The 12771-nt window shown below is 33.4% G+C and carries 8 protein-coding genes and 1 pseudogene; 8 read left to right on the forward strand and 1 reads right to left on the reverse strand.

All coding sequences use genetic code 11. From position 1 onward, the window contains the following. Positions 1-6: 6 nt before the first annotated feature. A complete protein-coding gene (locus ACYSNX_RS06480) occupies positions 7-1179 on the reverse strand; it encodes a proline dehydrogenase family protein (RefSeq protein ID WP_461753865.1) in 1173 nt (390 codons plus the stop codon). A gap of 379 nt (positions 1180-1558) precedes the next feature. Between ACYSNX_RS06480 and aroB the strand changes: the two genes are divergently transcribed. The 8 genes and pseudogenes from aroB to ACYSNX_RS06520 all read left to right on the forward strand — a co-directional run bounded on the left by aroB (position 1559) and on the right by ACYSNX_RS06520 (position 12763). Then, positions 1559-2638, forward strand: coding sequence for a 3-dehydroquinate synthase (aroB, locus tag ACYSNX_RS06485; RefSeq protein WP_461753866.1), 1080 nt, complete (start codon positions 1559-1561; stop codon positions 2636-2638). Positions 2639-2928: 290 nt separating this feature from the next. Next, entirely contained in the window at positions 2929-4329 is a 1401-nt protein-coding gene (locus tag ACYSNX_RS06490; protein WP_461753867.1) for a type III PLP-dependent enzyme domain-containing protein, read from the forward strand. Positions 4330-4397: 68 nt separating this feature from the next. Further along, entirely contained in the window at positions 4398-5372 is a 975-nt protein-coding gene (locus ACYSNX_RS06495) for a deoxyhypusine synthase family protein (RefSeq protein WP_461753868.1), read from the forward strand. A 93-nt stretch (positions 5373-5465) separates the two neighbouring features. Further along, a pseudogene (locus tag ACYSNX_RS06500) lies at positions 5466-5759 on the forward strand (hypothetical protein); the annotation flags it as partial. Between the two features lie 132 nt (positions 5760-5891). After that, positions 5892-6986, forward strand: coding sequence for a redox-regulated ATPase YchF (ychF, locus tag ACYSNX_RS06505; RefSeq protein WP_461753869.1), 1095 nt, complete (start codon positions 5892-5894; stop codon positions 6984-6986). 255 nt (positions 6987-7241) lie between these two features. Continuing rightward, entirely contained in the window at positions 7242-8150 is a 909-nt protein-coding gene (locus ACYSNX_RS06510) for a YihY/virulence factor BrkB family protein (RefSeq protein WP_461753870.1), read from the forward strand. 101 nt (positions 8151-8251) lie between these two features. Next, positions 8252-10105 (forward strand): DNA topoisomerase IV subunit B, encoded by a 1854-nt coding sequence (locus tag ACYSNX_RS06515; RefSeq protein WP_461753871.1) that lies wholly within the window; start codon positions 8252-8254, stop codon positions 10103-10105. A gap of 3 nt (positions 10106-10108) precedes the next feature. After that, the gene (locus ACYSNX_RS06520) at positions 10109-12763 is read left to right on the forward strand and encodes a DNA gyrase/topoisomerase IV subunit A (protein WP_461753872.1); all 2655 of its coding nucleotides are present in this window, start codon (positions 10109-10111) and stop codon (positions 12761-12763) included. Positions 12764-12771: the final 8 nt, after the last annotated feature.

Here is a 12771-nt window from a genome sequence, read left to right on the forward strand (position 1 = left end):
AATCTACTACATTTTTCTTCTTTTCATTTCTTTAGTGATCAAATCTAACTCTCTGTTGGTTTGACCCTCAACAGATGTGTTCTCTTGAGCTCTACGAATTAAGTAAGGGATTACATCTCTTACAGGACCAAAAGGAAGGTATTTTGCAACGTTGTAATTTAACTTAGCTAAGTTAAAACTAATATTGTCACTCATTCCGTATAATTGTCCGAAGAACAATCTTTTATCTTGGTGAGAAATGTTCTTTTCTTGCATTAAATCCATAATTAAATACGAACTATCTTCATTATGTGTTCCTGCAAATAAAGCCATTGTATCAATATTGTCAATCATAAAACGGATACCCGAGTTATAGTTAACATCTGTTGCTGGTTTGTCTACACAAATAGGAGATTTGTATCCTTTTTCAGCAGCTCTTTCTCTTTCGATTTCCATGTATGCTCCACGAACAACTTTCATTCCGATATGGAATCCTTCTTCTTTAGCAATTTTGTGAAGATCTTTTAGCCATTGTAAACGATCCCAACGGTACATTTGAGCTGTATTATAGATGATTGCTTTTTCTTTGTTATACTTACGCATCATGTCTAAACATACATCATCAGCAGCATCTTGCATCCAGCTGTGTTCAGCATCAATTAATAAAAGTACATCATTATCATGTGCATACTTACATGCCATGTTGAAACGGTATAAAATACGTTCCCATTCTGCCTGCTCAGTAGCAGTAAACTCTTTGCCTTCTCCTTTTTTCACAAACATGTCAAAACGACCAAACCCAGTAGGTTTGAAAACTGCAAAAGGAATAGCCTCTGGGCGTTCTTTAGCAAATTTAATTGTTTTCAAAGTCATGTTTAAAGCTGCGTCAAATTGCTCTTCTGTTTCTTTTCCTTCTACAGAATAATCTAAAACAGATGCAACCTTACCTTTAGAATACATTGTATCTACTACAGATAAACAATCCTCTTCGCTTACTCCTCCACAAAAGTGGTCAAAAACAGTTGCGCGAATTAAACCTGTAACAGGTAAATGAGTTTTAATAGCAAAGTTAGCTAAAGAAGATCCAATCTTTACTAAAGCTGGTTTGCTAATCATTTTGAAAAGAAAGTGAGCTCTTCTTAATTCCTTATTGTTCTTTAAGGCGAAAGCTACCTCGGTGTTGTTAAATAATTTCTCCATTATTATAAGTAAAATCAGGTTGCAAATATAATTACTCTTTTTATAATATCTTAAAAGATTTATAGATAATATTAAATTTTGTCTGTAATGCCTAGGTTGACCTTAAATAAAGGAACAAAGTATTGTATAGTCCTTAGTAATCTCGTTTAAAAAGTAAAAAGACTGCACAAACGCTTTTTACTAAAAGAAGATTTAGCTTTTTTTTGGTGAAAATTATATTATTTTAAGGATTTAAATGTTATTTGTGAAAAAAATATAATCGGACATCTACTTAATAAGCCATAATAAGCTACAAATGGCTAGTGAAATTAATAAAATAAGAGTGTATTTTTAAATTATTATAGCTTACTTTGTTATTGTAAACAATCAAAAAAAAGAAATGGACATCATAAAAGCAGACAATTATGATATTGCTATTGGAATAGAGGCGTACTCATTTTTAGGAGAGCATATCAATAAGAAGAATTACACCAAGTTATTTATTTTATGTGATAGCAATTCCAATGAATATTGTATGGGGCATTTTTTAGCCCATCTTCCTGTAGAAGTTGAATTTGAGATAATAGAAATTGAACCAGGAGAAGAAAATAAAATCTTGGAAACTGCCCAAGGAGTTATTCAAAGTATGTTAGAGTTGGGAGGGGATAGAAATAGCGCTATGATAACCCTAGGTGGAGGAGTAATTACCGACATAGGTGGGTTTATTGCCTCTATTTATATGAGAGGAATAGATTGTTATAACATCCCAACTACATTATTATCTATGGTTGATGCTTCTGTTGGAGGTAAAACTGGAGTAGATTGTGATGGAGTTAAAAACTGTATTGGTACATTTTCTAATCCGAAAATGGTAGTAGTGGATGTTACTTATCTAGAAACTTTACCAGGTGTAGAAATTCGAAGTGGTTATGCCGAAATGTTAAAGCATGGATTAATATTAGATCCACAGTACTATGATTTCTTAAAAGATAGTGGTAATATTGATTTGTCCCTTTTAGCGCCTTTAGTATGTAGATCCATTGAAATAAAAACAGAAGTGGTCTTAGAGGACCCTAAGGAGAAGAACCTTAGAAAAGTATTGAACTTTGGCCATACGGTAGGTCATGCAATTGAGAGCTATTTTCTATCCAATGAGCATAAGCAAACTCTATTACATGGGGAAGCTATTGCTATAGGGATGATAATAGAGGCTTACCTATCTAAAGAGTTATTGAAATTGCCAGAGGAAGATTATTTAGATATAAAGCACTATTTGGAGAAGATTTTTGGCAAAGTAGAAATCACTCAAGAGGATGTTAATAATATTTTAGAATGGCTTAAATTCGATAAGAAAAATTCTCACGGTAAAATTAGATGCGTTTTATTAGCACAAATAGGTGAGCCATTCTTTGATGTTGAGGTAGAAAAAGACCTGATTGTCAAAGGCTTTGAAGCCTATAGGGAAGAAATAGGAAAATAATGATCATTTTCTTTTTTCATTTGTTTATTTTATTACATTTGCCACGTGAAAAAGGACGTTTTATATATTCAATTTTGCCCTTACATATGTGAGGCATTAGAGCCTTTTGCAAAGATGCAGAAAGCTAATTTTGTATATACTATTATTAAATATTTTAAGCAAGCCTTGAACTCCTTTCGCTTTCAACATAGGCTTTCTATAATGTTTGCTAATATTAGAGTTTGAAAAATGGTTTTTTATAGCCTTTTATAACTTATATTTATTAACTATTTTTAAAATTGATATTTCAGATGAACACTAAATATGTCGATTTAATAAATCAAACTTTTTATTTCCCACAAGAAGAATTCAAATTAAACAAAGATCATCTAACTTTTCATAATATAGACCTAATGGGATTAGTTGAAAAGTATGGAAGTCCTTTGAAGTTTACTTATTTACCTAAGATTTCGGATAATATTGGCAAGGCTAAAGATATGTTCCGCAAAGCAATGGAAAAAAATAAGTATAAGGCTAAATATTACTACTGTTATTGTACTAAAAGTTCTCATTTCTCTTATGTTTTAGATGAGGCTTTTAAAAACGATATTCACGTAGAGACTTCTTCTGCTTTTGATATAAACATTGTAGAAAAATTACTGGAGAGTGGTAAAATCAACCAGGATACTTATGTAATTTGTAACGGATTTAAGCGCGCAGCTTATATAGATAATATAGCCCGTTTAATCAACGAGAAACACGAAAAAACAGTTCCTATTATTGATAATTACGAGGAGTTAGATTTACTTCAAGAACAAATTGATAAGAAATTTAAAATAGGAATTAGAATTGCTTCTGAAGAGGAGCCTAAGTTTGAGTTTTATACTTCAAGATTAGGTATAGGTTATAAAAACATTGTTCCTTTTTATAAAAAGCAAATTGCTGATAATCCAAAAGTAGAACTTAAAATGTTACACTTTTTTATCAACACTGGAATTCGCGATACTTCCTATTACTGGAATGAGCTTTTAAAGTGTTTAAAAGTATATATAGCTTTGAAAAAGGAATGTCCTACTTTAGATAGTTTAAACATTGGAGGAGGTTTTCCAATTAAAAACTCACTTGCCTTTGAGTTTGATTACCAATACATGATTGATGAGATTATTAATCAAATCAAAATTGCTTGTGATGATGCTGGAGTAGCAGTTCCAAATATTTTTACGGAATTTGGTTCATATACTGTTGGAGAGAGTGGAGGAGCTATTTATGAGATTCTTTACCAAAAACAACAAAACGATAGAGAAAAGTGGAATATGATTGATTCTTCTTTTATTACAACTCTACCAGATTCATGGGCAATAAACAAGAAATTTATCATGTTGCCAATTAACCGTTGGAATGATACTTATGAAAGAATCTTACTTGGTGGTTTAACATGTGATAGTGACGATTATTATAACTCAGAACAAAACTTAAACGCAATTTATCTTCCTAAATATAATAAAGAAAAGCCTTTGTATATTGGATTCTTTAATACAGGAGCTTATCAAGATACCATTGGTGGGTTTGGAGGGATACACCACTGTTTAATTCCACAACCTAAACACATTTTAATTGATAAAGATGAAAATGGGTTTGTAGCAACAGAACTTTTCTCTGAACAACAAACTGCAGAGGATGTGCTAGATATTTTAGGTTATAACAAAAAGTAGCATTTTAAATAAACAAGAAGAAAAAAGGATCGCAAGATCATTTATTAATATATAAAAATTAAGTAAAAATGAATAAAGGGCCAATTAGTCAGTTTTTAGTGCACAATTATAGGCATTTTAACGCAGCAGCTTTAGTTGATGCAGCTAAAGGATATGAAGCGCATTTAGAAGATGGTGGAAAAATGTTAATCTCTATGGGAGGAGCAATGAGTACTGCTGAATTAGGTATTTCTCTAGCCGAGATGATTCGTCAAGATAAAGTACACTTTATTTCTTGTACAGGTGCAAACTTAGAGGAAGATGTAATGAATCTAGTTGCGCACTCTCACTACAAAAGGGTTCCGAACTACCGTGATTTAACTCCAGAGCAAGAGCGTGAATTATTAGATAACCACTACAACCGTGTTACTGATACTTGTATTCCAGAGGAAGAAGCCTTCCGTCGTTTACAAAAGCACTTAGAGGATGTTTGGCATGCAGCGGAAGAAAAGGGAGAACGTTATTTTCCACATGAATTCTTATATCAGGTAGTTAATTCTGGAGTTTTAGAACAATACTATGAAATTGACCCTAAAGATTCTTGGATTGTTGCGGCTGCAGAGAAAAATCTTCCAATTGTTTGTCCAGGATGGGAAGATTCAACTTGTGGTAATATCTTTACTTCAAACGTAATTAAAGGCAACTTAAATGTTCATACTGTAAAATCAGGAATTGAATATATGATTTACTTAACAGAATGGTACCGCGCTAACTCAGGTGGAAAAGGAGTTGGATTCTTCCAAATTGCTGGTGGAATCTCAGGAGATTTCCCAATTTGCGTTGTTCCAATGATGTATCAAGATTTGGAGTGGACAGATGTTCCTTTCTGGGCATATTTCTGTCAAATCTCTGACTCAACTACTTCTTATGGTTCTTACTCAGGTGCAGTTCCAAATGAGAAAATTACATGGGGTAAATTAGATGTAGATACGCCAAAATTTGTAATCGAATCAGATGCAACTATCGTAGCTCCTTTGGTGTTTGCGTATGTTCTTGGTAACTAATACAACAGAGAAATAAAGTGAAATTAGTGTTTAATTTTATTTGATTATTCCTAATTTGCTATTACATTTGAAAAGAAATAAAGCAATAAGAGAATGAAAAGAGTAATTGTTGATTACGCAAAATTAACTAACGAAATTTTAGCACTTTTAGTGGATAGATTTCCTGATGGATATGATGATTCTGATATAATTAGATTCAAAAATCAAAAGAATGAAACAATTGAAGCTGTTGAAGTTCGTACAGAGGATACTATATATCTGGTAAAAGTAAGTACTAAATTAGCCGACCGTATCGAGAACTTTGATGATGAAGAAGAAGACTATGCTGATCCAGCTGATGATTCTTTAGACGCATTAAAAGACTTGGAAATCGCTGATGATGAAGATTAATATAATCTCTATAGAAAAAACCACTCTTTATGAGTGGTTTTTTTATTAATCTTAATGCGTAAAAGGCTAATTCTAGTTTTATTTTCGATATATTTGCCAACGTTTAAAAAGACTGAAATAATTGAAAATATGAAAGCAGGTATTGTAGGATTACCCAATGTAGGTAAGTCAACCTTATTTAATTGTTTATCTAACGCAAAGGCGCAAAGTGCAAACTTTCCTTTCTGTACAATTGAACCAAATATTGGTGTGGTGAACGTACCAGACCCAAGATTGTTAAAATTAGAGGAATTAGTTAATCCAGAGCGCGTTTTGCCAGCTACTGTAGATATCGTTGATATTGCAGGATTAGTAAAAGGAGCAAGTAAAGGAGAAGGACTAGGAAATCAATTTTTAGGGAATATCCGCGAGTGTAATGCAATTATTCATGTGTTACGTTGTTTTGATAATGACAATATTGTTCACGTGGATGGGAATGTAAATCCAATTAGAGATAAGGAGACTATCGATATAGAGTTACAATTAAAGGATTTAGATACGGTTGAAAAACGCCTAGAAAAGGTTAAAAAGGCCGCTAAAACAGGTAATAAGGAAGCTCAAGTGGAAGCAGCTCTTTTAGAGCGTATTCGCGAGACTTTATTACAGGGTAAATCTGCACGTGTTGTTGAGCCAAATAATCAAGATGAGGCAGAGCTTTTGGAAGATTTTCAATTAATTACTGCTAAGCCTGTTTTATATGTTTGTAACGTAGATGAATCTGCAGCTGTTAATGGTAATGCATATGTAGAGCAAGTTAGAGAATTAGTTAAGGACGAACATGCTGAGGTAATTGTTTTAGCTGTAGGAACAGAGGCAGATATTACAGAGTTAGAAAGCTATGAAGAGCGTCAAATGTTCTTAGAAGATATAGGTTTATCAGAACCAGGAGTTTCTAAATTAATTCGTTCTGCTTACAAATTATTAAAACTACAAACTTACTTCACAGCAGGTGTGAAAGAAGTTAGAGCTTGGACTATTAAAGTTGGAGATACAGCTCCACAAGCTGCTGGTGTAATTCACTCGGATTTCGAGAAAGGATTTATCCGTGCAGAAGTTATCGCTTACCAAGATTTCGTAGATTATGGTTCAGAATCTAAAGTTAAAGAAGCTGGAAAATTAAGAGTAGAAGGAAAAGAATATATTGTAAAAGATGGGGATGTAATGCACTTCCGTTTTAACGTATAAGTTTTTTTACTTGTAGATATATACAAAACGACTCCTCAATAATTAATGATATTATTGGGGAGTTTTTTTTTGAGTATTTGTTTTTAATATTCAATCGCTACGATCTTAACTAGTCTTGGTTAGTTTGGTTTTATTGAAAACATTATTGTATTTTAGTCCTTAGAGCCTTGTGTGTAAAGAGGACTAAAGCAAAAGCAAGGCAATGATACATGTCTTGTAGATGGGTGTATTTTGAATCTTTAATATTATTTTACTATGTTAGCCAAGAGTGTAGGTATGAAAGTGTTTTTACTTTTCAAGAAGTCCATCATGGACTTTATGTCAGATAATGCAATGAAGTTTAGTGCTGCTTTATCCTATTATACCATCTTTGCTTTCCCGCCATTGCTCATTATAATTATTTCAGCAAGTAGTGTCTTCTTTGAACAACAAGAAGTAGCTGATTTTTTTTATGGCCAGTTAAGTGACTTAGTTGGAGATAATACCGCTTTTGAGTTAAGAGGAGTAATGGAAAATTTAGCCATAACTAGATCTGGTATCCTACCTACTATAATAAGTATTGCTATGCTTCTTTTTAGCGCCTCGGGGGTATTTGCTGAGATTCAGAGCTCCATTAATTATATGTGGGGATTTGCAGCTGCACCTCATAAGAGTATAGCTCAATTTATTCGAAATCGCATTATATCTTTTTCCATGATAGCTTCTGTGGGTTTTTTGCTTTTAGTTAGCCTATTGGTTAATTCATTAATTAGTCTTTTGTCTAATTTTTTAAAGGAGTTTATAGATCACGATATTTTGTTTTTAGTAGAATTATTAAACAACATGGTTGTCTTTGGTATAATTACCTTTTTATTTGCCCTTATATTCAAAGCTTTACCTAATGGGAGAATTTGTTGGAGGGATACCTTAATTGGTTCGGGTTTTACAGCCATTTTATTTATGGTAGGTAAATTTGCCATAGGATTTTATTTAGGAAGTAGTGCAACTTCTTCTTTATATGGAGCTGCGGGTTCATTAATTGTAATGCTCATTTGGGTGTATTATTCGGCCATGATTTTATATTTTGGAGCTGAGTTTACAAAGAACTATGCCCTTTTGTTTGGAAATAGGATAATGCCAGGAGCTGATTCTGTGGAAATTCGCAAAAATGTTATTAAAAATTGATTGAATTACAATCCTTTAGTTTTTATTGTTGATTCCAAGACTTTAACCATTTTTATTTTAAGCTAAATAATAGTAATTTAGCGCAAATTCCTTACTTTTTTATGCAAGATCAAAATCAATATACCGAAGATAATATTCGTTCACTAGATTGGAAAGAACACATTCGTATGCGCCCGGGAATGTATATCGGGAAGCTAGGTGATGGGTCTTCTCCTGATGATGGTATTTATATTTTACTAAAAGAAGTCATCGATAATAGTATTGATGAGTTTGTCATGGGTAGTGGTAAGACTATCGAAGTTACTTTAAAAGATAAAGTTGTGACTGTAAGAGACTACGGTAGGGGAATTCCTTTAGGGAAGGTGGTAGATGTTGTCTCTAAAATGAATACGGGAGGAAAGTACGATTCTCGTGCCTTTAAAAAGTCTGTAGGCTTAAATGGGGTTGGTACAAAGGCAGTAAATGCTTTGAGCTCTTTCTTTAAGGTAGAAGCCATTAGAGATAACCAAATTAAGACAGCAGAGTTTTCTACAGGGAATTTAGTTCACGAACAACCAGTGGAGGAAACCTCAAAGAGAAAAGGAACTAAGGTCTCTTTTATTGCTGATGAAACTATATTTAAAAATTATAAATATAGAAAGGAATACATTGAGCGTATGCTCAAAAATTACTGTTACTTAAATAAGGGACTAACCATTTATTTTAACGGAGAAAAATTTTATTCCGATAATGGATTACAAGACTTATTAAGTGAAAACATTGATCCTAGCGACCAAGTATATCCAATTATACATCTTTTAGGTGCAGATATTGAGATCGCTATGACACATAGTAAAACACAATATTCGGAGGAGTATTATTCCTTTGTCAATGGACAAAACACTACTCAAGGTGGAACGCATTTAGCTGCCTTTAGAGAAGGAGTTGTTCGTACAATTAAGGAGTTTTACAATAAGAATTTCGACGCTTCTGATATACGAAAAAGTATAGTAGCAGCTATATCTGTAAAGGTGGAGGAACCAGTATTTGAGTCTCAAACTAAAACAAAGTTAGGTTCAACGGATATGGGACCTGATATGCCAACAGTTAGAACGTATATCAATGATTTTATAAAAACCCAATTAGATAATTACTTGCACAAGAATCCTGAAATTGCAGATATTTTACTACGTAAAATACTTCAAGCAGAAAAGGAGAGAAAGGAATTATCTGGTATTCGAAAATTAGCCAAAGAAAGAGCTAAGAAAGCTAGCTTGCACAATCGTAAATTAAGGGATTGTAGGGTACATTTTACCGATATAAAGAACCCTAGATATTTAGAGAGTACTTTGTTTATTACCGAGGGAGACTCGGCCTCTGGATCTATTACTAAAAGTAGGGATGTGAACACACAAGCGGTGTTTTCTCTTAGAGGTAAGCCTTTGAACTCTTTTGGTATGACAAAGAAAATTGTATATGAGAATGAGGAATTTAACCTTCTTCAAGCTGCTTTAAATATAGAGGATGACTTTGAGAATTTAAGATATAATAATATTGTAATTGCAACCGATGCCGATGTGGATGGGATGCACATTAGATTATTATTGATTACCTTTTTCCTACAATTTTTCCCGGAATTAATCAAAGAGGGGCATTTGTATATTTTGCAAACTCCCTTATTTAGAGTAAGAAATAAAAAACAGACTATCTATTGTTATAGTGATCAAGAAAGAGTGGAGGCTATTGAGAAGTTAAAGCCAAAGCCTGAAATTACTCGATTTAAAGGACTTGGGGAGATTTCTCCCGATGAATTTAAATATTTCATTGCCGAGGACATTCGTTTAGATCCTGTAATGTTAGACAAGAGCATTTCTATTGAGAAGATGTTGGAGTTTTACATGGGTAAAAACACCCCTGATAGACAAGAGTTTATCATTGATAATTTGAAAGTTGAACTTGATGTTGTAGAACAATAGATTATGAGCCACCAAGATAATTTAGATCCAGATTTAAATAAAGATAATTCCTTAACACCAGAAGAGTTTATTCAAGAAGAGATAGAGCTACAACCTGAGGAGACTATAACTAAAGTAACCGGTATGTATAAAGACTGGTTCTTGGATTATGCTTCTTATGTAATTTTAGAGAGAGCTGTACCTGCTATTGAGGATGGATTCAAACCTGTACAGCGCCGAATTATGCACTCTATGCGTGAATTAGATGACGGTAGATACAATAAGGTAGCCAATATCGTTGGACATACCATGCAGTATCACCCTCACGGAGATGCTAGTATCGGAGATGCTATGGTACAGATTGGGCAAAAAGAATTATTAATCGATATGCAGGGGAACTGGGGAAATATTTTAACCGGAGACGGTGCAGCTGCATCTCGTTATATTGAAGCAAGATTAAGTAAATTTGCTTTGGAGGTTTTATATTCTCCAAAGATTACTACTTGGCAATCCTCTTATGATGGTAGGAGAAATGAGCCGGTCAATTTACCAGTGAAGTTTCCCCTTTTATTAGTACAAGGTGGAGAGGGTATCGCAGTTGGATTATCCACTAAAATATTACCTCACAACTTCAATGAGCTTATTGATGCTTCTATCAAGATATTAAAAGGAAAGCCCTTTAGTATATATCCTGACTTCCCAACAGCTGGAATAGCTGATGTTTCTAATTATAATGATGGAGCTAGGGGAGGAAGAGTACGCGTTAGAGCAAGAATAGCACCTTTGGATAAAAACACATTGGTTATTACAGAAATACCATTTTCAACTACTACAACTAGTTTGATTGATAGCATTTTAAAGGCCAATGACAAAGGAAAGATTAAAATTAAAAAGATCGAAGATAATACTGCTGCAGAAGTGGAAATTCTAATCCATTTACCTAGCGGTACTTCTCCTGATAAAACCATTGATGCATTATATGCTTTTACAGCTTGTGAAACCTCTATTGCACCATTGGGATGTGTGATTGAAGACAATAAGCCTTTGTTTACTGGAGTAAGCCATATGCTTAAGACTTCTACTCACAGTACAGTAGAGCTTTTAAGAAGAGAATTAGAAATCGAGCTTTTTGAACTAGAAGAAAAGTGGCATTTCCTGTCTTTAGAAAGAATCTTTATAGAAAATAGAATCTACCGTTTAATAGAAGAGCAAAGCACTTGGGAGGGTGTTTTAAAGGCTATCGAACAGGGACTTTTACCATTTATAGAACATTTAAAAAGAGAAGTTTCTCAAGAAGATATTGTGCGATTAACAGAGATTCGTATTAAACGTATCTCTAGATTCGATATAGATAAGGCTGTTGAAAATATCTTAGCTTTAGAAGGCGAGATTGAACAAGTTAAACACCATCTTGCCAATTTAATAGAATTTGCCATTAATTATTTTACAAGCTTAAAACAAAAATATGGCAAAGGAAAAGAAAGACAAACAGAACTAAAGAGCTTTGATACCATTGAAGCTACAAAAGTAGTACTTAGAAACTCTAAATTGTATGTAAATAAAGAAGAAGGTTTCTTTGGAACGGGCTTAAGAAGGGATGAGTATGTTTGTGACTGTTCCGATATTGATGATATTATTGTCTTTTTACGAGATGGATCTGTTGTGGTTTCCAAAGTGGAGGATAAGAAATTCGTTGGAAAAGATATTATCCACATTGGTATTTGGGATAAGAACGATAATAGAACCATTTATAACTTAATCTATCGAGATGGTAAATCAGGATCAAGTTTTATAAAGCGATTTAATGTTAAGGGAGTAACTAGGGACAAGGTATATTCTTTAACCCAAGGAAAACCTGGGTCTCAAGTTCTTTACTTCTCGGCTAATCCAAATGGAGAGGCAGAGATAATTACCATTATTTTACGTCAACTTTCCAATGTGAAAAAACTTAAGTTTGATGTAGATTTTGCCCAGTTATTAATTAAAGGTAGAGCAGCTAAAGGTAATTTAGTTACTAAGTATGCCATTAAGAAAATAGAGTTAAAGGAAAAGGGAATTTCTACTTTACGACCTAGAAAAATATGGTTTGATTCTTCCGTAAGCCGCTTGAACGTGGATGGAAGAGGAGACCTATTAGGAGAGTTTAAACCAGAAGATCGTTTATTGGTTATTACCCAGTCAGGAAAAGTGAAAACTATTATTCCTGAATTAACGACACATTTTGAACAAGACATGATTGTCTTGGAGAAATTTATTGTCAATAAACCTATATCAGCAGTATATTTCGACGGTGAAAAACAACGATATTACGTTAAGCGATTTTTTGTAGAAAACGAAAATAGAGAAGATAGCTTTATTACTGACCATGAAAAGTCTGTATTAGAGGTGGTTTGTACTGATTACAGACCTAACATTGAAGTAGTGTTTTCTAAAGTGAAAGGAATACAAAAAGAATCTTTACTAATCAATTTAGAAGAGTTCATTACTGTAAAGGGGATAAAAGCTTTAGGTAATCAATTAACCACAGATAAGATCAAACAAATTAATATCCTGGAGCCTTTTCCTTATGAGCCAGAACCAGAGACTGTAAGTGAACAGCAGCAGGATACAGACCAAGTAGAGGATGTGGATCCAGATGTGAGTATAGACCCAGATGGCCAAGCTAGCTTACTGCTTTAATTCTTATT

Source organism: Myroides sp. LJL115, from assembly GCF_054871665.1.